Below are 20,916 nucleotides of genomic sequence, written 5' to 3' on the forward strand. Positions count from 1 at the left end.
GTTTCCTTCCGTTGGGTGAGACCTGGCGGGTGCCGGGCTCGATTAGTGCTCTTCTGCGACCGCGAGCTGGATGTAGACCGCGGTGAGGAGGGTGAAGACGTAGGCCTGGAGGACGGCCACCAGGAGCTCGAAGAGGGTGAAGGCCAGGCCGAAGGCCAGGGTTCCGACACCCATGAGGGCGAACCAGCCACCGGCGGTGAAGAGGAAGAACTGGGTCGCCGCGAAGAACAGGACGAGCAGCAGGTGCCCGACGATCATGTTCATGAGGAGTCGGAGCGTCAGCGTGAGGGGCCGGATCACGAAGGTCGAGATGAGCTCGATCGGCGTGACGATGATGTAGACCGGCCACGGGACCCCGGAGGGGAAGAGGGAGTTCTTGAAGAACTTGCCCGGGCTCTTCTTGACACCGGCGTAGATGAAGGTGACGTACGACACGAGTGCCAGCACGAGCGGGACGCCGATGACCGAGCTGCCGGCCAGGTTCAGGAACGGGATGATGCCCGTCAGGTTCATGGCGAGCACCATGAAGAAGATGGTCGTCAGGATCGGCAGGAACCGCAGGCCGTCCTTCTTGCCCAGGAGGTCCTCGGCGATGTTGACGCGGACGAAGCCCAGGCCCATCTCGGCCAGGCTCTGCGCCCGGCCGGGGACGAGGCGCATCTTGCGCGTCGACAGCCAGAAGAAGAGGAGGAGGGCGATGACCGCGATGAACCGGATCAGGATGACCCGGTTGATCTCGAATGCCGTCCCCTCGAAGAAGATGGCGTCAGGGAAGAACTCGTTGATCGTCGGACCATGGAATCCACCGTCATCGGTGGCCATCGGTGCGATCAGATGCACGGCGTTAGCGAACAGCACGTATCTCCAGTTTCGGGGGCGTGGAGCAGAGCTCTCGCGGCGACGAACAGGGGGGATGTCTCCTCGCCGCACGCCGAAGCGGTGCTAGTGGGAGGATTCGTTGACGAGTCTAGCAAGGAAACCGGCCCCCGACGAACCCAGGGGTGGTATTCCACGGCTATATTCCGAGCGGGGCTCGGGCCTGGGACGCGGATGCCGCTTCCGGCATGCTGACGGCGGATGCCACCCGCGTGCGGTGTTCAGCCCTGATCGGCGTCGTGCGGCGGCGCCTTCGGGAGGATGCTGTCCGAGACGTACGGCACGCGCACCTTCGCGGCCACGACCGCGTCGATGACGAGCGATCCGACGACGCCGACGATGACGCTGCCGAAGAGGATCGGCGGATTGACCCACGGCTGGTCCTTCAGGATGAAGCCGAGGACGAGGAACAGGACGAACTTCACCAGCCAGCTGCCCATCACCACCCCGAACAGGATGCCGACGAAGAACTCCTGTCCTGACCAGCGGTTCGCGAAGAGGATGCTCACCGAGGTGATGCCGAGGAAGACGAGGGCCATGGCCGTGCCGATGAGCGCGCTCGTGAGCCCGCGGGTCCCGTCGACGCTCCACCCGACCACTCCCCCGACCACCGCGATGACGAGCGCGAGCAACGCGCTGTACTTGAGGGCCGTGCTGAAGACCCGGTTGGCGCTCGAATGCGAGCCGGCCTTGGCGGGAGGAGTCATGGGTGCTGGTCCTTCTTGGCGAGAGAGTCGAGGGTGTCGAGGGTGTCGCCGCTCACGGGCGCCTCGGGGTCGCGCTGAACGGAGGCCTCGTCGAGGCGATCGTACAGCGCCGACCCGGGAGCCCCGTCAGCGTCCGATACCGCCCGCTGGGCGAGACGGTCGGCCCGCCGGCGGCGACCGAGGGGCAACAGGGTGAACACGGTGCACGTGAGGACGCCCACGGTGACGAACAGCAGCGCCATCCAGGACGGGACCGCGAAGAACGCGAGACAGCCGACGGAGATGACGACCGTCCACCCGTAGAAGATGAGCACGGCGTGCACCTGGCTGTGTCCGAGGTCCAAGAGGCGGTGGTGGAGGTGCATCCGGTCGGCGCTGAACGGTGACTTCCCGGCCCGGAGGCGTCTGAGCACCGCCAGGACGAAGTCCGCGAGCGGCACGACCAGGATCGCGAACGGCAGCAGGATCGGGATGAACGCCGGGAGCAGCTGGGTACGCCCCAGGGCGGCCGGGTCGACCTGCCCGGTGACGGCGGCCGCCGAGGTCGCCATGAGCAGTCCGACGAGGAGCGCTCCGGCATCCCCCATGAACAACCGCGCCGGGTGCCAGTTGAGTGGGAGGAACCCGAGGCAGGCTCCGACGAGGATGGCCGCGATCAGCGAGGCGAGGTTGAAGTAGTCGCTCGCCCCCGTCGAGGTCACGAGCAACTGGGTGTAGACGAAGAACACCGTGTTGGCGATGATCGCGACGCCCGCGACGAGGCCGTCGAGGCCGTCGACGAAGTTGATCGCGTTCATGACGAGGACGATCGCGAAGACCGTCATCGAGAAGGACACCCAGGAGGAGCCGACGGTCAGCCCGCCGATCGGCAGCGAGTAGATCTGCACACCGAGCCAGGCGACCAGTCCGGCCGCCATGAACTGCGCGGCCAGTTTGATCATCCAGTCGAGGTCCCACAGGTCGTCCGCGACCCCGATGCCCACGATGAAGAGGGCCGCGCCGAGGATGGCGAGGACGGGCTCCGGGTCCGCGAACACGAGGTCGAAGAACGGGAGCTGCCAGGCGACACCGAACGCGATGAGGATCCCGATGAACATCGCGACGCCACCGAGGCGGGGCGTCGGCGTCTGGTGGACGTCGCGCTCGCGGATCGGCGGGTGCAGACCGTACTTGACCCCGACGCGTCGTGCGAGGTGCGCGAAGCCGAACGTGATTCCAGCGCTCACGACGAGCACGATGAGGTACCCGGAGAACTGGTTCATCGCTCGCTGAGGTCTGGCAGGAGCTCCCCCACCACGTCCCGGATCGCCTCGCGGGACACGGCGCCGTCGCGCAGGACGACGAGCCGTTCGTCGGCGGTGCCGAGCCTCGTGGCGTCGACGATGGTGGACGACACCTCCCCGCCGGCACCGCCGTCGAGGTATACGGACACCGAGTCGCCGAGCATCTCGAGCGCGGCCGCAGCGGACGTCGCGGCCGGTCTGCCGGTGAGGTTGGCCGAGGAGACCGCCAGTGGGCCCGTGTCCTGGAGCAGTTCGAGGGTCACCGGGTTCGACGGCATGCGGAGCGCGACCGTCCCGGCGGTCTCCCCGAGGTCCCAGGCGAGCGACGGCTGGGCTTCGAGCACGATCGTCAGACCGCCAGGCCAGAACGCCTCGACGAGCCGGTGCACGGCGTCGGGGACGGACGCCGCCAGCGCCTCGAGCGTGTTCACGCCGGAGACGAGGACCGGCGGCGGGGACTGACGGGTGCGTCCCTTGGCGTCGAGCAGGCGCTGGACTGCGGTCGGCGAGAACGCATCGGCCGCCAGGCCGTAGACCGTGTCGGTCGGCAGCACGACGAGTTCACCGCGTGCCAGGGCCGTCCGGGCCAGGCGCATCCCGGCGAGCAACTGCGCGTGATCCTGGCAATCGAAGGTCTGCGACATGAGCGTGGTCCTGGCTGGGCGGGGCCGCCGATCAGTGATCAGACGGCCGGATGATCGGGGTGACGACGCTCAATCATAGCCTCGGGCGTCGGGCGAGCAGTCGAGGGGAGCCCAGGTAGGCGGCGAGGACGAGCAGGATCCCGAGCACGGCGAGCACCTGGAAGGGGAACGCCGCCGTCGCCACGACGACCCCGAGGAGGCCGGTCGCGAGCGTCGCGACACTGACGACGGCCGTGGAACCGAGGTGCCCGAGGCCACCAGCGGCGAGACGCTGGTACACGTGGCTGCGGTGCGCTTCGTGGAGCGGCTCCCCCCGACGCCAGCGCGCGATGATCGTCGTCCCGGTGTCCGCCACGTAGACGAGTACCGGTCCGATCAGCGCGATGAAGGACACCCCGCTGAAGGCCGCGTAGACGGCGACCGCGACGAGGGATCCACCGAGCAGGTAGCTGCCGACGTCGCCGAGGAACATGCGTCGCTTCGCCAGGTTCCAGGGCAGGAATCCGAGGAACGCGGCCGCCACGACGAGACCGGCCGCGGTCACCCCCGGCAGCCCGGCCGCCGCGCCGAGGCCGGCGTAGAACCCGCCGACCACCGTGCCGTGCAACGAGGAGATGCCGTTCACGCCGTCCATGAAGTTCGCGATGTTCGTGTACGCGACGAGGGCGACGATGCCGAGGGGGATCCACCAGAACGACGCCGACATGGACACGACGAGCACCCACGTGGCGAGCAGCCCGAGGACCACCTGCAGGCCGAACCGGACCCGGACCGGGAGCCCGCGGACGTCCTCGACGGCACCGATCGCCGCGTTGAGCACCGAGATGCCGGCGACGATCCAGAGCGGCAGGCTCTGGAAGACCACGGCAGCCGTACCGAGGCCGACCGCGACGGCGATGGCCACGCCGATGCCGCCGCCACGGATGGTGGGCGTGACGTGCATCGAACGGTGGTTCGGGGTGTCGACGACCGAACGGTGGATGAGGATCGGGCGGATGAGGAGTTGCGACAGCAGACTCACGACGAGCGCGACGACCCCCGCCAGCACGGCAGCGGTCATTGCACCAGGTGGTGCGTCTCGACGCAGTCCTCGGAGATCGCCTCTCGCCAGACCGCGATGTCGAGCATGGCCGGATCCAGCGGTTGGATGCGCGTGTGCGAGACCTTCGGGTGCTTCGAGCGGTCGGCGATCTCATCGGTGTCGATGAGGACCTCATGCAGCTTCTCGCCGTGGCGGAGTCCGGTGTACACGATCTCGACGTCCTTCCCGGACGCGGCGATCATGCGCTTCGCGACGTCGAGGATGCGGACCGGTCGCCCCATGTCGAGGATGAGGACCTCTCCCGGGTCGCCGATGGCGCCGGCCTGGATGACGAGCTTCGACGCCTCGGGGATCGTCATGAAGAACCGGGTGACGTCAGGATGCGTGACCGTCACGGGGCCGCCGGCCTCGATCTGCGCGGTGAACGCGGGGATCGCGGAGCCGCGGCTCCCGATCACGTTGCCGAACCGCACGGACAGGTAGCGGGAGTCGGTCTCCTGTGCGCTCATCCAGGCGGTGAGCTTCTCGGCGATGCGCTTGCTATACCCGAGGACGGTCGTGGGGTTCGCCGCCTTGTCGGTGGAGATGTTCACGAAGGTGCCGACGCCGACAGCCCTCGCGGCGTTCAACACGTTCAGCGTGCCGAGCACGTTGTTCTTCCACGCCTCGTCCGGGTACTGCTCCAGCATGGGCGCGTGCTTCAGCGCCGCCGCGTGGAACACGACGTCCGGGCGGCGGTCCTCGAAGACCTCCAGGAGGGAGGGGAAGTCGCGGATGTCGGCGAGCACGACCTCCTTCGTGTCGAGCAGCCCGTGCCCGGAGATCGAGAGCTGGGTGGTGTGGAGACCCGTCTCGTCGCGGTCGAGGAGGACGAGCTCGGCCGGTCCGAACTGGTTGACCTGCCGTGCGATCTCCGAGCCGATCGACCCGCCGGCACCGGTGACGAGGACGCGCTTGCCCGTCAGGTATCCGGCGATGCTCTCCACCTGCAGGTCGACCGTGTTGCGGCCGATGAAGTCCTCGACGTTCAGGTCGCGGAGGCTCGGCGCGCTCTCGGCGGTGCCCGGCGCGAGCATGGTGTCGATGGGCGGGACCACCAGGACGCGGAGGCGGGCCTCGTCGGCCCGCTCGCTGACCTGGCGGATGAAGTCGTTGTCGACGTCCGCGATGCTGATGATGATCGCCTGCGCTCCGGTGCGCTTGACCGCCGCGACGAGGTCGGCGCCGGTGCCGACGACGGCCACGGAGGCGATCCGGAAGTTGCGCTTCGACGGGTCGTCGTCGATGACGCCGACGGGCAGGTACGGCGACTGCGGGTCGCGCATGAGGCGCGGGATGATCGACATGCCGAGCGCGCCGGCCCCGTAGACGAGGACCCGCTGCGCCTCGATCGGGCGGCTGCGGCTGTCGACGAAGAGCCGCTTCACGTACCGGGTGATGCCCATGAACACGATCGCGAACGGGAAGGCGATGACCGTGGTCGACCGCGGGACCCCCCAGGCGACACCGAACACGGCGTTGACGGCGACGAGGATCGCCGTGACGATCAGGGCGACGACGATCAGTTGTTTCGCCTCGTAGAAACTGCCGAAACTGTGGAGCCCGTGGTAGTAGCTCCACAGGTAGGCCACCACGAGCTGGGCGACCACCGCGATGACGCACAGGGCGACGGTGCCGACGAGGGCGACCCGCTCGTACTCGAGTTCGAAGCGGACCAGCTGGGCCACCACGATGGCGAGGACCCAGCACAGTGCGTCGAGGGCCGTCTTCGCCGCGAAGCGGGGTCCGGGCGCCTGTGTCCATCTACGGGGGGCGTCGGGGAGAGTGGGGGTCATAACCTGTCAATCCTACCGATCGTCGGCTTCGCGTTGGCTGCGGACGGGCTGCGCGTCGGCGGGGTCGCCTGGGCGTGCACGCTCCGCGGCGAGCGCCGCGATCGAGGCCCGGAGGCCGTCGTCGGTGGCCACCGGCATGCGGTCGCTGCCGAGCGCGGCGAGCAGACGGGCGCCGGAGACCCGGTAGTCCTGGGTGAGCTTGCCCAGGCGAGCGGTGTTGAGGGGCACCACGGGGACGCGGTCCCCCACGGCGGCTGCGAGTCGCACGAGTGCGGGTGGCAGCGCGAGGCGTCTGACCCGGCGACCGGTGACCTCGCTGATGAGGGTGACGAGGTGGCCCGTCGAGACGGGTTCGTCGTCCGCGACGAGGTAGACCCCGGTCGGCACCGCAGGCGTCTCGATGATGCTCCTGATCGCCCACGCGAGGTTCTGGATGGACACGAAGCTGCGCGCGTTGCGGAAGGCGTCGAGTGGGTACGGGATGCCTCGGGACAGCAGCCCGAACAGCAGGCGGAGGTTCCCCTTGTCCCCCGGGCCGTGGACCATCGTCGGGCGGAGGACGATCGTCCGACGCCCCGCCGGGGGTTCGACCGCGAGCAGCAGACGCTCGGCCGCAAGCTTGGACAGGCCGTACGGGGTCGTCGGGCGGGGTTCCGCCGACTCGTCCAGCACACCCTCCACGCTCGTCTCGTTCACCGCTGCGACACTGCTCAACTGGATGAACGTGGACGCGTCCGAGGCGAGGAACGCGACGTAGGCGCGCTCGGCGAGGTCCGTGTTGATACGGCGGTACACCTCGGGTCCGGCCGTGCCGTCGAGGTCGTGTGCTTTGCCGGCGAGGTGGACGACGGCGTCGATGCCGGCCGGGAAGGGCTCCCCCGTCCATCCGCGCAGGGAGAACGGCACGACCTCGTGGCCCGCGTCCTCGAGGACGGGGACGAGGTTCGTCCCGATGAAGCCGGTCGCACCGGTCACGAGTACGCGGCTCATCGGCCGAACCACCCCCACGTGCGGAAGTACACGAAGGCTCCCTGGATCGAGTACCACATCAGTTTCCGGTTGTGATGGGACCCCTTCGCGAAGTGATGGTGGATCGTCGCCCCCGGGTAGTACGCGGTGCGGGACACCTGGAGGAAGCGACGCGTCAGGTCGGCGTCCTCGATGTACATGAAGATGCGTTCGTCGAAGAAGCCGACGCGGTGCAGGGTCGAGGTGCGCAGGAACATGAAGCAGCCGGAGAGGTACGGGACGTCGAACATCGTCTTGTCGTAGTCGTGCGCCGGGTTCTCGTCGATGTCGCGGTACTCGTACCTGGCCATGCGCTTCGCGACCAGCGGCTTCAGCGGCCCGGGGAGGAATCGTCGGGCGAACAGGTCGAAGACGGAGGGGTTGCGCTTCACCAGGTACTGGAGCGACCCGTCCGGGTACAGCACCTTGGGCATGACATGGCCGACCTCGGGGTGCTCGAGCATGAACTCGTAGAGTTCCTCGATCGCCGACGGCTCGAAGTAGACGTCCGGGTTGACGACCATGTGGAACTTCGAGCGTCCGAGGACCTTGGCGATGGCGATGTTGTGGGCGGCGCCGAACCCCGGGTTCGACGGGTTGTGCAGGTACTCGATGCGCGGGTCGTCCGCGAGGTCGCGCAACTCGTCCGTCGGGGAGTTGTCCACGAGGTACAGCGTCTCGACGAGGGGGCTCCCGAGCGTCGAACGGATGGCCGCACGCAGTTTGTCGCGATCGTTCTGGTACATGACGATGCACCCGGTCACTGGACGGTCCACGGTCCACCCTCTCCGGCAGCGGGACGGCACCACCGAGACACGACGGACGTGGGCCCGGCGCGCGTCGTCAGTCTACGTGCTGCCCGGTCGTGGCCCGGGAGCCGCGGGCCGCATACTGGAGAGGTGCCAGAGCGTGTGTTCTTCTTCGACTGCGACAAGACCCTGTACGACTACGACTTCCGGAAGCGCCTCCCCGCGCTCGCCCGCCTGACGGGTGTCAGCCAGTACCACCTGGCCAAGCAGTGGTGGGTCGGCGGCCACGAGGCGGCAGCCAACATCGGCGAATACCCGACGAGCGACGACTACTTGGCCGTGTTCGCCGAGGTGACCGGGTACCCACTCTCCCTCGACGAGTGGCGGGAGGCGAGGGCGGCGGCCATGACGCCGGTCCCCGGTGCGCTCGCGACCCTCCGACGAGCCGCCTCCCTCGGGACCGTCTCGCTCCTGTCGAACAACCCGATCCCGTTCCGCGACTCCTTCGCACAGCTGGCTCCGGAGGCGGCCGCCCTCCTCGGCGAGAACGACCTCGTGTCCGCCGTGCTCGGTGCCGAGAAACCCGAACCGCGGATCTACACGAGGGCCCTCAGCCGGTACGGCGTGGCGCCGGAGCGGGCGATCCTGATCGACGACTCCGCCGCGAACTGCGCGGGGGCCACCGCCATCGGCATGCACGCCTTCCACCTCACGAAGGACGCTTCGGGCACGTTCGACATCGCGGGACTCGATGCGGCGGTCGACGCCTTCGTGGCCGCCACACCCTGACCCTGCCGCCCTTCGACAGGCCCAGGGACCGCAAGCGGCTCAGGTACCGGAGGAGGCTCAGGAACCGGAAGTCGTGAGAGCCGGGTCAGCGGATCGCGATGGTGGTGCGGTCGCGCGTGGTGAGGTCGCGGTGGGTCGCAGCGGCGTTCCAGCCGTCGGCCGTGAGGAGCTCGCGGATCGCCTGCCCCTGGAGTTCTCCGTGCTCGATGATGAGCGTGCCGCCGCGATGGAGCAGGCGCTTGGCCGTCGTGGAGACCTGTCGGACGACGTCGAGACCGTCCGGACCGCCGTACAGGGCGGCGGAGGGATCGTGGAACCGGACCTCCGGATCGCGCGGGATCGCATCGTCGGGGACGTACGGCGGGTTCGAGATCACGACGTCCACCATGCCGTCGAGCTCGTGGAAGGCGTCGGCCAGGTGCTCGAACACGACCGTCGCGTTGTCGGTGGCCGACTCGGCGAAGTTCTGCTTGGCCCAGATGAACGCTTCGACCGAGTTCTCGGTCGCGTAGATCGCGGCGTTCGGGACCTCGGTGGCCATGGCGAGCGCGATGGCGCCACTCCCGGTGCCGAGGTCGACGCCGATGGGACGCGGAATCGGGACGGCCCGGAGCGCGTCGATCGCGAACTGGACGACGGACTCCGTCTCGGGCCTCGGGACGAAGACGCCCGGGCCGACCGCGAGCTCCATGGAACGGAACGCCGCCCGCCCGGTGATGTGCTGCAACGGCTCGCGTGCCGCGCGACGTTCGACGAGCTCTGCGAACACCGTGCGCTCCTCGGCGTCGAGGACGCGGCCGGTGATGGCCGCGGCCTGGACGGCGCCACGGCCGAGTCCGAGCACGTGACCGAGCAGCAGCTCGGCGTCGACGTCGGGCGACGGGACCGCGGCCCGGGTGAGGATCTCGACGGCGTGCTGGCGCGCGAGGTCGACGGTCGCTGGGTGACCGCCGGACGGGCTGTCGGCGGGGACGGCGGGAGGGGTGCTGGGCATGAGCGAGGTCATCTGTGGGGTGGGCCTGGTCGGATGGGCCGCACCGAGCCTACCTCACAGCCTCGTCGTGGCCGTCGGCCGTCCGGCTCCACGTCACACAGGAGGAGCGCCGTCGTCCACGACGTAGGCTGAACCGACCCCGTACGAGGAAGAGGAACACCGTGGCAGGCACCGTCTACACCGACATCACGAAGGCCTACGGGCGCACCCCGCTCGTGCGTCTCAACCGGATCGCCGAGGGCGTCGGGGCGACCGTGCTCGCGAAGCTCGAGTTCTACAACCCGGGGTCGAGTGTGAAGGACCGCCTCGGCATCGCCCTCGTCGACGCGGCGGAAGCCTCCGGGCAGTTGCAGCCCGGCGGCACCATCGTCGAGTCGACGAGCGGCAACACCGGTATCGCCCTCGCCCTCGTCGGAGCGGCGCGCGGGTACCGGGTCATCCTCGCGATGCCCGCGTCCATGAGCAAGGAGCGCCGCATGCTCCTCCGGGCCTACGGGGCGGAGCTCGTCCTCACCGATCCCACGAAGGGCATGGCGAACGCCGTCCAGGAGGCGCAGCGCATCGTCGACGAGACGCCGGGCGCCGTCTGGGTCCGCCAGTTCGAGAACGAGGCCAACCCGGCCATCCACCGCCGCACGACCGCTCCGGAGATCTGGGAGGACACGGGCGGGACCGTCGACGCCTTCGTCGCCGGCATCGGCACGGGTGGGACGATCACCGGTGTCGGTCAGTGGCTCCGCGAACACAACCCCGACGTCCGGATCATCGCGGTGGAACCCTCCGACTCCCCGCTGCTGAGCGAGGGCCGAGCCGGCGGGCACAAGATCCAGGGCATCGGGCCGAACTTCGTCCCCGACATCCTCGACACGTCGCTGTTCAGCGAGGTCGTCCCGGTCGAGACCGACGTCGCCTACGCGACGGCGCGGCGCCTCGCCACGGACGACGGCATCATCGGCGGGATGTCCGCGGGCGCCGCCGTCTGGGCGGCGCTCGAGGTGGGTCGCCGACCGGAGATGGCCGGCAAGACCATCGTGGTGATCATCCCCGACGCCGGCGAGCGCTACCTGTCGACGGCGATGTACGACGACCTCCGCGAGTAGGCTCGACCCATGGGAATGCTGTCGCGGGTCCGCGAGGACATCGGTGCGGCACGAGCCCACGATCCGGCGGCGCGCGGCACCGTCGAGATCGCCCTCAGCTACGCCGGGCTGCACGCCGTGTGGGCACACCGGGTGAACCATCGTCTGTGGCGCCGCGGCTTCCGGAGCCTCGCCCGCTTCGGTTCGCAGTTCGCCCGATTCCTCACCGGGGTGGAGATCCACCCGGGCGCCCGCATCGGTCGGCGGTTCTTCATCGACCACGGCATGGGCGTCGTCATCGGTGAGACCGCCGAGATCGGCGACGACGTCATGATCTACCACGGCGTCACCCTCGGCGGGAAGAGCCGCGGATCCGGCAAACGGCACCCCACCATCGGCGACGGGGTCGCCGTCGGAGCGGGGGCGAAGATCCTCGGGCCGATCCGCATCGGAGCCGAGACCATCGTCGGCGCGAACGCGGTCGTCACCAAGGCCTGCCCACCGCGCAGCCTGCTGCTCGGCGTGCCGGCGGTCGAACGCCCGCGCGGCAGCGGGGCGCACGGCCTCGCGCTCCTCGACCCCGAGTACCACATCTGATCACGCCGAGCCGTCCGGCTCCTCCCCCGGCGCCCGACGCCTCACCGCGTCCCGCCGCACCCACGCACCTCGAGAGGGCACCATGAGTCTCATCCGTCTGCACGACGTCACCGTCCGCTTCGAGGAACGCCCCGTCCTGCGCGACGTCTTCTTCCGTCTCGAACCCGGCGACCGCGTCGGACTGATCGGACGGAACGGTTCCGGCAAGTCCACCCTCCTGAAGCTCGCCCTCGACCAGATCCAGCCGGACTCGGGCACCGTCACCGTCGAGGACGGCACACGGATCGGGTACTTCTCGCAGTTCTCCGAACTCGACGGAAGCGCCACCATCACGGAGGTCCTCGAAGGACTGTTCGCCCACATCCACGCGATCGAGGCGGAGCTCGCGTCGATCGACGCCGCGATCGCCGCCGACCCGAACGACCTCGACGGGATGACGAAGCTCATCGAACGGCAGGCCGAGCTCTTCGAGGAGATGGAGCGCCAGGACGGCTGGGACTACCAGCGCCACATCGACACCGCCCTCACCACACTCGGCTTCGACGCCGCACGCCGCGTGCTCCCCATCGACGCGCTCTCCGGTGGTTGGCGCAACCGCGCGGCGCTCGCGAAGATCCTCCTCGAGCGCCCGGACGTCCTGCTCCTCGACGAGCCGACGAACTTCCTCGACGTCGCGGGGGTCGAATGGCTCGAATCCTGGTTCGGTTCGTTCCGTGGCGCGGCCATCGTCGTCTCGCACGACCGGACCTTCCTCGACGCCGTGGTCACCCGCATCGTCGAGGTGGAGAACTTCCACCTCCACGACTACCCCGGCAGCTTCGACGAGTACGTCGTGCAGAAGCAGTTCCGGCTGAAGAGCCTCGAGGCGCAGTTCGTCCACGAGTCGGAGCTGCTCGCGTTTGAGGCCGAGGGCATCTCGGATCGCCGGGAAGCGGCGAAGGCCGCAGGTAAGAAGGACCTCTCCTCTCAGCTGGCGAAGATCAAGAAGGCCAGGCCACCGCGCCCCGTCGACGACATCATCACCGACATCTACGGCGGCCTGCACATCAAGGACACGCTGTGCCGGATCCAGGGGCTCACGAAGGCCTACGGCGAGCACACCCTCTTCGACGGCTTGGACCTCGAGATCGGCCGCCGCGAACGGATCGTCGTCCACGGACCCAACGGTGCAGGCAAGTCCACCTTCCTCCGCATCCTCGAGGGCGACGAACGCCCGGACGCCGGGCACGTCACCTGGACGGGCGGGGTCCGGTACGCCTCGTACAACCAGATGGTCGAGGACCTCGACATCACCGACACCGTCGCGCACGCGGTCGGCGCCATGCCCGACAGCCTCGCGTTCGCCGCCACCAAGAAGTCCGTGAACCGCTTCCTCGGGATGTTCCAGTTCTCCGACGCCGACCTCAAACAGAAGATCGGCATGCTCTCCGGCGGTCAGCGCGCCCGCGTGGCGATGGCCCAGTGCCTGCTCTCGGGAGCGTCGGTGCTCCTCCTCGACGAGCCGACGAACCACCTCGACCTCGCGAGCACCCAGGTGATGGAGCGCGCACTCGTGCACTTCCCCGGCGCGATCGTCGTGGTCAGCCACGACCGCTTCTTCGCCGACAAGGTCGCGACGAAGCGCCTGCGCATCGGCTGAGCGCCGCGCCCTTCGACAGGCTCAGGGACCAGGGACCCGGGTGAACCGCCCGTCGACAAACTCAGGGACCAGGGACACGGGTGAACCGCCCTGCTACAAGCTCAGGGAGCAGGGCGGTCCGAGGGGCCGGGGTGGTCAGTCCTGGTCGCCGATGTCGGCCAGACGGGCCTCTTCGTCCGCGGTGATCGCCGATTCGATGATGGGCCCGAGGGCGCCGTTCATGACCCCGTCGAGGTTGTACGCCTTATACCCGGTCCGGTGGTCGGCGATCCGGTTCTCCGGGAAGTTGTACGTGCGGATGCGCTCGGAACGGTCCATCGTCCGGATCTGCGTCTTGCGCTTCGCGCTGTCGAGGGCGGCCTGCTCCTCCTGCTGGCGCGCGAGGATGCGGGCGCGCAGGACGCGCATGCCGGCCTCACGGTTCTGCAGCTGGCTCTTCTCGTTCTGCATGGACACGACGATGCCCGTCGGCAGGTGGGTGATGCGCACCGCGGAGTCGGTCGTGTTGACGGACTGTCCGCCCGGACCGCTCGAGCGGTAGACGTCGATCTTCAGGTCGTTCTGGCTGATCTCGACCTCCTCGGGCTCGTCGACCTCGGGGAAGACGAGGACACCGGTCGTGGAGGTGTGGATGCGGCCCTGGGACTCGGTCGCCGGGACGCGCTGCACACGGTGGACACCACCCTCGTACTTGAGGTGCGCCCAGACGCCCTGCGAGGGGTCGGTGGCGTTCGACTTGATCGCCACCTGGACGTCCTTGTAGCCGCCCAGATCGCTCTCGGTGCGCTCGAGGAGCTCCGTCTTCCACCCCTTGGACTCCGCGTAGTGCAGGTACATGCGGAGCAGGTCCGCCGCGAACAGCGCGCTCTCCGCACCGCCCTCGCCGCCCTTGATCTCCATGATGACGTCGCGACCGTCGTCGGGGTCGCGCGGGATGAGCAGGCGGCGCAGCTTCTCCTGGTTGGTCACGAGCAGCTCCTCGAGGACCGGCACCTCCTCGGCGAACGCCTCGTCCTCCTTGGCCAGCTCCCGAGCGGCGTCGAGGTCCTCCTGGGTCGACTGCCACGTGTGATAGGCCGCGATGATCTTCGACAGCTCGGCGTACCGGCGGTTGATCTTCTTCGACCTCGCGGGGTCGGCGTGCACCGCCGGGTCGGCGAGCTGATCCTGGAGATCCTTGTGCTCGGCGACGAGCGTCTCAACTGATTCGAACATCGTTCACTTCCTTCATCACCATCATGCGGCACCGGGGCGAAACAGGACCGACCCCATCCGTTCCCGGCGCCATGAGGGCTCCGGGTACGGATGGGGTCGGTCGGGACCGCTAGCGGTGGTTGTTCTCGTGTCCGTGGCTGTGCGAGGTCGGTGCGGGCATCGACTTCTGCATCTGGACGAGGAACTCCACGTTGGACGTGGTCTCCTTGAGCTTGCCGAGGACGACCTCGAGGGCCTGCTGCTGGTCGAGGCCGGCGAGGGCGCGACGCAGCTTCCAGGTGACCTTGACCTCGTCGGGGGCGAGCAGCATCTCCTCGCGGCGGGTCGAGGACGCGTTGACGTCCACGGCCGGGAAGATCCGCTTGTCGGCGAGCTGGCGCGAGAGACGGAGCTCCGAGTTGCCGGTGCCCTTGAACTCCTCGAAGATGACCTCGTCCATCTTGGACCCGGTCTCGACGAGCGCCGTCGCGAGGATGGTGAGCGAGCCACCGTTCTCGATGTTGCGCGCGGCACCGAAGAAGCGCTTCGGCGGGTACAGCGCCGCAGCGTCGACACCACCGGAGAGGATCCGGCCCGAGGCCGGAGCCGCCAGGTTGTAGGCACGGCCCAGACGCGTGATCGAGTCGAGCAGCACGACGACGTCGTGACCGAGCTCCACGAGACGCTTGGCGCGCTCGATCGCCAGTTCGGCGACCGTGGTGTGGTCCTCCGCCGGGCGGTCGAACGTGGAGGCGATGACCTCGCCCTTCACCGTGCGCTGCATGTCGGTGACCTCTTCAGGCCGCTCGTCGACGAGCACGACCATGAGGTGGACCTCAGGGTTGTTGATCGAGATGGCGTTGGCGATCTGCTGCAGCACGATCGTCTTGCCGGCCTTCGGCGGCGCGACGATGAGGCCACGCTGACCCTTCCCGATCGGGGCGACGAGGTCGATGATGCGCTGCGTGAGCTTGTTCTGCTCCGTCTCGAGACGGAGGCGCTCCTGCGGGTACAGCGGCGTCAGCTTGCCGAACTCCACCCGCGTGCCGGCCTCGTCGACGGACAGACCGTTGACCGAGTCGACCTTGACGATCGCGTTGTACTTCTGACGGCTGCTGCTGTCGTTGTCGCGCGGCTGGCGGATGGCACCGACCACGGCGTCGCCCTTGCGCAGGTGGTACTTCTTCACCTGGCCGAGGGAGACGTAGACGTCGTTCGTGCCGGGCAGGTAGCCGGAGGTGCGCACGAAGGCGTAGTTGTCGAGCACGTCGAGGATGCCGGCGACCGGGATGAGGACGTCGTCCTCGGAGATCTCGGGCTCGACGTCGTCGTTCTGCACGGACCCACGACGCTTGCGGTCGCGGTAGCGGCTGCGGCCACCGCGTCCTTCGGCGTCGTCGCCCTGAGCACCCTGGTTGCCCTGGTTGCCGCGGTTCTGACCGGGCTGCTCCTGCTTCGCTTCGGCCTTCTGACCGGCGTCGGCGTTCTGGTTGCCGGCGTTCTGGCCACCGTTGTTCTGGCCACCGTTGTTCTGGCCGCCGTTGTTCTGGTTGCGGCCTCGGCCACGACCGCGGCGTCCGCCTGAGGACTGACCGTCCTGCTGCTCGGCGTCCTGGTTCTGGGACTCGTCGGCATCCGTGCCTGCGGCGTCGTCGTCGACGGCGTCCTGCTCGGGAGCGTTCTGGGCGGCGCGGTTCTGCTCGCCGCCACCCTGCTCGGCGGCGCCCTGCTCGGCGTCGTCCGTGTTGCGGTCGCGATCGCGGCCACGGCCACGGCGGTTGCCGCGCGAACGCCTCGGGGTCTGCTCGGGCGTCGCCTCGTCGGCGTCGGTGGACTCGGAGGTTCCTGCGGAACGGTCGTCGCGCGACTCGGCGGCGTCGGCCTCGACGGGAGCGGAGAGCTGCGAGCCGTCGGACTCGGCCGGCGCTGCCGGCTCGGCCGGGGCGGTTGCGGCGGGCGCCTGAGCGACCGGCTCCTGCACTGCGGGTGCCTCGACGACGGGCGCGCCGACGATCGGGGCGGCGTTCGGCGCGACGGTGGCGGTCGTGGCACGACGCGACTTGCGTCGCGCCGGCGGAGCTGCCTTCTCGGCGCCGAAGGCCTGGTCGAGCGCGAGGTCGAGCTCGGGCAGCTTGGACTGCACCGGCGCCTCGGGGGCGACCTCGAGCGCGGAGACCGACTCGATGACGTCGGACGTCTCGGTGGTCGCCGCGGCGGTGTCGGTGCTGTTCTGGATGGTCTGGATGGCTTCGACCAGTTCGCCCTTGCGGAGCTTCGAGGCTCCGGCCACTCCGAGAGCGGCGGCGAGACGCTGGAGGTCGGCGACCTTCAGTGTCTTCGGGTCGGCATCCAGCGAGACGCCGGAGGCGCCTTCGTTGACGTCTGTCACGTGTGTCTTCCTTCCCTTGCGTCGAGACAGAGCTGTCTCGCGCAGGCGGCGATCGCACCGGAATCCTGTGCGGCGGGTGGGTGATGTTCACACGACGCAGAGCCTGTGCGGATAGCCCGGTGCGACGATCCGGCGGAGCGATGCTCAGCAGGATGGAAACACGGTGGGACCCGAACAGACGCGATCAATTGGTGCGAAAGCGATGATTGTGCGGAAATGCCCCGGAAGCCGGTTACGCCGAAGAGGCGGGGTGGGCCGGGTGCCCTCCTACTGTAGCACCCTTGAAGTCGACCGCGAGCATGAGCGACTGCCACGGGGTGGCGGAGTGCTCGGCGACGAGGGCGGTGGCCTCGAGCCGGCGGCCCGGGTCGTCCGCGAGGACGAGGATCGACGGGCCGGCGCCGGAGACGACCGCGGCGAAGCCGTGCTCGCGCAGCATCGTGATGAGGCTGTTCGTCTCGGGCATGGCCGCGGCACGGTAGCTCTGGTGCAGACGGTCCTCCGTGGCCGCGAGCAGGAGCTCCGGGCTCTGGGTGAGCGCCGCGACGAGCAGCGCCGACCGGGAGACGTTGAACGCGGCGTCGGCGTGCGGCACGTTCGCGGGCTGCAGGCTGCGGGCGAGTTCGGTCGACATGGTGTGCTCCGGCACCAGCACGAGGGGCGAGACGCCACGGTGCACGATCAGCTTCTTGTGCTGGGGCCCGTCGTCCGTCGTCCACGCGATCGTGAGCCCGCCGAACAGCGCCGGCGCGACGTTGTCGGGGTGCCCCTCCATCTCCGTGGCGAGCCGGAGGAGGTCGTCCGGGCCGAGTTCGACCTGTCCCTCGAGCAGCCCCTTCGCAGCCATGATGCCGGAGACGATCGCGGCACCCGAGGATCCGAGCCCGCGGCCGTGCGGGATCACGTTGCGAGCGACGACGTCGAGACCGGGCAGCTCCCGACCGTAGGCGCGGAGCGCGTGCGCGATCGCGGTGATGACGAGGTTCGTCTCGTCGGTCGGGACCTCGCCGGCTCCGACGCCGATCACCTCGACGAACACGCCGGGCTCCTCGCGGACCGTGACGGTCAGTTCGTCGTACAGCGCGAGCGCCAGTCCGAGCGTGTCGAACCCGGGGCCGAGGTTCGCGGTGGTCGCGGGGACCTTGACGGTGACGGTGCGCCCGATCTCCAGCGTGTCGGAAGAGCTCATACGGTGGCCTGCAATCTGAAGAGGGGTCGGGGTTCGACGCGGTCGGGGGTCGTGCTGCTCGGCACCTACTCGGCTCCTTCGACCCGGAGCACGGACACGACCCGCTCGACATGGGCGTTCGAGGCGAGCTGCTCGACGGTGGCCGCGAGAGCCGATTCGAGCGCCCGGTGGGTGCCGATGACCAGGGTAGCGGTCGACAGCGTGCCGTCCGAGGAGGCCACGGACTGCTGGAACGTCTCGACCGAGACGCCACCGTCGCTGAGGATCCCGGCGACGGACGCGAGGACACCGGGCTCGTCGGCGACCTCGAGGGTCACCTGGTACCGGGTGGTGACGCGACCGATGTCGAGCACGGGCAGGTCCGCGTGGGTCGACTCGCCGACCCCCGGTCCGCCGGCCACGTGACGCCTGGCCGCCGAGACGAGGTCGCCGAGCACCGCGGAGGCGGTCTCCTTGCCGCCGGCGCCGGCGCCGTAGAACATGAGGCTGCCGGCGTTCTCGGCCTCGACGAACACGGCGTTGTTCCCACCGTGCACGGCGGCGAGCGGGTGCTCGCGCCCGATGAGCGCGGGGTAGACGCGGGCCGACAGGCCCTCCTCGCCGGTGGTCTCGTCGACGATCCGCTCGGCGATCGCGAGCAGCTTGATGACGTAGCCCTCGCTCCGTGCGAGGTCGACCTGCGCCTTGGTGATGCCGGTGATCCCCTCGCGGTGGACGGCCTCGACGGGCACGGTGGTGTGGAAGGCGAGACTGGCGAGGATGGTCGCCTTCTGGGCGGCGTCGTACCCCTCGACGTCGAGGGTCGGGTCGGCCTCGAGGTAGCCGAGCTCGCTCGCCACGGCGGCCGCCGCCTCCATGGTGTCGCCGAAGCGGTCCATCCGGTCGAGCATGTAGTTGGTGCTGCCGTTCACGATGCCGAGCACGCGGTTGATGCGGTCGCCGGCGAGGCTCTCGCGCAACGGGCGGATGATCGGGATGGCGGCCGCGACCGCCGCCTCGTAGTAGAGCTGCGCGCCGACCTGCTCGGCGGCGTCGAAGAGCTCGGGACCGTGGGTCGCGAGCAGCGCCTTGTTGGCGGTGACGATGTCGGCACCGGCGTTGATCGCCTGCAGGATGTGGCTCCGCGCCGGCTCGATGCCACCGATGAGTTCGATGACGATGTCGGCACTCAGGATGAGCTGTTCGGCATCCGTCGTGTAGAGCTCGCGTGGCAGCTCGACGTCCCGTGGGGCGTCGACGTCGCGCACGGCGATGCCGATGAGCTCGAGGCTCGCTCCGGCGCGGGACGCCAGCTCGTCGGCATGCTCGAGCAGGAGGCGGGCAACCTGCGAGCCCACCGATCCGGCGCCCAGCAGGGCCACTTTCAAACCGCGGTATTCGATCATTCCGTGTCCAATCCCGCATCGCGGCTGAGGAGGTCGTGCTCGGTCTCGCCACGCACGATGATGCGGGCCTCACCGCCTGCGACGGCGACGACGGCCGGGCGACCGAGGTAGTTGTAGTTGCTCGCCAAGGACCAGCAGTAGGCGCCCGTCGCCGGGACGGCCAGGAGGTCGCCGTCGCGCACGTCGGCGGGCAGGTAGTCGGCGTTCACGACGATGTCACCCGACTCGCAGTGCTTACCGGCGATCCGGACGAGCGCTGGGCCCGCCTCGCTCACCCGGTCGGCGATGCGGACCGTGTAGTCCGCGCCGTACAGCGAGGGGCGCGCGTTGTCGCTCATGCCGCCGTCGACGCTGACGTAGCGGCGGACGGCCGTCTCGCCCTCGTCGTTCCACGCGACCGTCACGTCCTTGATCGTGCCGACCTCGTACAGCGTGATGCCGGGACCGCCGATGATGGCGCGACCCGGTTCGAACGCGAGCTTCGGGATCGGGACGCCATGGAGCTCGGCGGCGGTCCGCACCCCGGCGAGGATGTCGGCGGCGAGCTGTTCGATCGGCGTGGGGTCGTCCGCACTCGTGTAGGCGATGCCGAAGCCGCCGCCGAGGTTCAGTTCGGGCACGGGGCCGGTCTCGAGCAGGCGGGCGTGCACGGCGAGGAGACGCGCGGCGGACTCCGCGAAGCCGTCCGACCCGAAGATCTGGGAGCCGATGTGGCAGTGGAGCCCGAGGAAGTCGAGCGAAGCGTGCGAGCGGATCCGTGCCACGGCGTCGGCCGCGTCCTCGAGGGGCAGTCCGAACTTCTGGTCCTCGTGCGCCGTCGCCAGGTACTCGTGCGTGTGCGCGTGGACGCCGCTGTTGACCCGCAGCCGGACGGACTGGACGCGGCCGGCGCGCTCCGCCGCCGCAGCGACCCGCTCGATCTCGACCAGGCTGTCGAGCACGATGGCACCGATCCCGACGCCGACGGCGCGCTCGATCTCGGCGACGGACTTGTTGTTGCCGTGGAATCCCAGCCGGCCGGGGTCGGCCCCGGCGGCGAGGGCGACGGCGAGTTCTCCCCCGCTGCAGATGTCGATGCGGAGGCCCTCCGCCGTCATCCAGCGGGCGACCTCGGAGGACAGGAACGCCTTCCCGGCGTAGTAGACGGCGACGCTCGTCCCGTGCGCGGCCGCCTCACGTTCGAAGGCTTCGCGCAGGCGGCGCGCCCTGCTCCGGGCGTCGTCCTCGTCGACGACGTAGAGCGGCGTCCCGAACCGTCGACGGAGCGTGTTGACGTCGACCCCGCCGACGCGCAGGACGCCGTCGGCGTCGCGGGCGGCCGAGGCCGGCCACACGGCCGGATCGAGGGCGTTCGGGTCGATCGGCTCGGCGAGCCAGTCTGGGGCGAGGGGGTTTCTGGCCACGGGGTTGTCCTGAGTCCTGGTGAGCGGAAGAGGAGGTTCTCGTTGGGCGAGCGGACCCGGTTTGGCCCCTGAAGCACCGATTTGGAGAGCACCGATGAAGGTGGGTGCGCGCGG

The 20,916-nt window shown here is 69.3% G+C and carries 18 protein-coding genes; 4 read left to right on the top strand and 14 right to left on the bottom strand.

Annotation, left to right across the window (positions count from 1 at the left end):
- Positions 1-42 precede the first annotated feature (42 nt).
- The 8 genes from atpB to QRN26_RS13065 all read right to left on the bottom strand — a co-directional run bounded on the left by atpB (position 43) and on the right by QRN26_RS13065 (position 8,171).
- Positions 43-822 carry a F0F1 ATP synthase subunit A gene (atpB, locus tag QRN26_RS13030; protein ID WP_200936450.1) on the bottom strand — a complete coding sequence of 260 codons (780 nt, stop codon included), beginning with the start codon at positions 820-822 and terminating at the stop codon, positions 43-45.
- A 275-nt stretch (positions 823-1,097) separates the two neighbouring features.
- Positions 1,098-1,583 (bottom strand): Cg1360 family ATP-synthase-associated protein, encoded by a 486-nt coding sequence (locus QRN26_RS13035; RefSeq protein ID WP_056012444.1) that lies wholly within the window; start codon positions 1,581-1,583, stop codon positions 1,098-1,100.
- A complete protein-coding gene (locus QRN26_RS13040) occupies positions 1,580-2,845 on the bottom strand; it encodes an MraY family glycosyltransferase (RefSeq protein ID WP_285037147.1) in 1,266 nt (421 codons plus the stop codon). The genes QRN26_RS13035 and QRN26_RS13040 overlap by 4 nt, the downstream gene beginning before the upstream one ends.
- The gene (locus QRN26_RS13045; RefSeq protein ID WP_056012447.1) at positions 2,842-3,510 is read right to left on the bottom strand and encodes an L-threonylcarbamoyladenylate synthase; all 669 of its coding nucleotides are present in this window, start codon (positions 3,508-3,510) and stop codon (positions 2,842-2,844) included. The genes QRN26_RS13040 and QRN26_RS13045 overlap by 4 nt, the downstream gene beginning before the upstream one ends.
- A 73-nt stretch (positions 3,511-3,583) precedes the next feature.
- The gene (locus QRN26_RS13050) at positions 3,584-4,570 is read right to left on the bottom strand and encodes an MraY family glycosyltransferase (RefSeq protein WP_285037148.1); all 987 of its coding nucleotides are present in this window, start codon (positions 4,568-4,570) and stop codon (positions 3,584-3,586) included.
- Positions 4,567-6,387, bottom strand: coding sequence for a polysaccharide biosynthesis protein (locus tag QRN26_RS13055; RefSeq protein WP_056781806.1), 1,821 nt, complete (start codon positions 6,385-6,387; stop codon positions 4,567-4,569). The genes QRN26_RS13050 and QRN26_RS13055 overlap by 4 nt, the downstream gene beginning before the upstream one ends.
- Before the next feature lie 12 nt (positions 6,388-6,399).
- Positions 6,400-7,377 (bottom strand): NAD-dependent epimerase/dehydratase family protein, encoded by a 978-nt coding sequence (locus QRN26_RS13060; protein ID WP_056012456.1) that lies wholly within the window; start codon positions 7,375-7,377, stop codon positions 6,400-6,402.
- Positions 7,374-8,171, bottom strand: coding sequence for a glycosyltransferase family 2 protein (locus QRN26_RS13065; protein WP_157580028.1), 798 nt, complete (start codon positions 8,169-8,171; stop codon positions 7,374-7,376). The genes QRN26_RS13060 and QRN26_RS13065 overlap by 4 nt, the downstream gene beginning before the upstream one ends.
- A gap of 123 nt (positions 8,172-8,294) precedes the next feature.
- On the opposite strand from QRN26_RS13065, the gene QRN26_RS13070 reads away from it, so the two are divergent.
- Positions 8,295-8,933, top strand: a complete 639-nt coding sequence (locus QRN26_RS13070) for an HAD-IA family hydrolase (protein WP_285037149.1) — start codon at positions 8,295-8,297, stop codon at positions 8,931-8,933.
- Between the two features lie 85 nt (positions 8,934-9,018).
- Here QRN26_RS13070 and prmC read toward each other — a convergent pair whose 3' ends face one another.
- Entirely contained in the window at positions 9,019-9,927 is a 909-nt protein-coding gene (gene prmC / locus QRN26_RS13075) for a peptide chain release factor N(5)-glutamine methyltransferase (RefSeq protein WP_056013403.1), read from the bottom strand.
- A 161-nt stretch (positions 9,928-10,088) separates the two neighbouring features.
- On the opposite strand from prmC, the gene cysK reads away from it, so the two are divergent.
- The 3 genes from cysK to QRN26_RS13090 all read left to right on the top strand — a co-directional run bounded on the left by cysK (position 10,089) and on the right by QRN26_RS13090 (position 13,242).
- Positions 10,089-11,027, top strand: coding sequence for a cysteine synthase A (gene cysK / locus QRN26_RS13080; RefSeq protein WP_056781801.1), 939 nt, complete (start codon positions 10,089-10,091; stop codon positions 11,025-11,027).
- A 9-nt stretch (positions 11,028-11,036) separates the two neighbouring features.
- Positions 11,037-11,603 carry a serine O-acetyltransferase EpsC gene (gene epsC, locus QRN26_RS13085; RefSeq protein ID WP_285037150.1) on the top strand — a complete coding sequence of 189 codons (567 nt, stop codon included), beginning with the start codon at positions 11,037-11,039 and terminating at the stop codon, positions 11,601-11,603.
- 82 nt (positions 11,604-11,685) lie between these two features.
- Positions 11,686-13,242 (top strand): ABC-F family ATP-binding cassette domain-containing protein, encoded by a 1,557-nt coding sequence (locus QRN26_RS13090; RefSeq protein ID WP_285037151.1) that lies wholly within the window; start codon positions 11,686-11,688, stop codon positions 13,240-13,242.
- A 135-nt stretch (positions 13,243-13,377) separates the two neighbouring features.
- Here the strand turns inward: QRN26_RS13090 and prfA are convergent, their stop codons facing one another.
- The 5 genes from prfA to lysA all read right to left on the bottom strand — a co-directional run bounded on the left by prfA (position 13,378) and on the right by lysA (position 20,802).
- Positions 13,378-14,457, bottom strand: coding sequence for a peptide chain release factor 1 (gene prfA, locus QRN26_RS13095; protein ID WP_056012468.1), 1,080 nt, complete (start codon positions 14,455-14,457; stop codon positions 13,378-13,380).
- Positions 14,458-14,566: 109 nt separating this feature from the next.
- Entirely contained in the window at positions 14,567-16,825 is a 2,259-nt protein-coding gene (gene rho / locus QRN26_RS13100) for a transcription termination factor Rho (RefSeq protein WP_285037152.1), read from the bottom strand.
- Positions 16,826-17,057: 232 nt separating this feature from the next.
- On the bottom strand, positions 17,058-18,014 hold the full coding sequence (gene thrB / locus QRN26_RS13105) for a homoserine kinase (RefSeq protein WP_056781795.1): 957 nt from the start codon (positions 18,012-18,014) through the stop codon (positions 17,058-17,060).
- Positions 18,015-18,079: 65 nt separating this feature from the next.
- Positions 18,080-19,399: a homoserine dehydrogenase gene (locus tag QRN26_RS13110; protein WP_056781793.1), complete on the bottom strand. Its 1,320-nt coding sequence runs from the start codon at positions 19,397-19,399 to the stop codon at positions 18,080-18,082.
- Positions 19,396-20,802: a diaminopimelate decarboxylase gene (gene lysA / locus QRN26_RS13115; protein ID WP_285037153.1), complete on the bottom strand. Its 1,407-nt coding sequence runs from the start codon at positions 20,800-20,802 to the stop codon at positions 19,396-19,398. Before lysA ends, QRN26_RS13110 begins: the two co-directional genes overlap by 4 nt.
- Between the last annotated feature and the right edge of the window lie 114 nt (positions 20,803-20,916).

The sequence above is a fragment of the Plantibacter sp. ME-Dv--P-095 genome, from assembly GCF_030209365.1.
GTDB lineage: Bacteria > Actinomycetota > Actinomycetes > Actinomycetales > Microbacteriaceae > Plantibacter.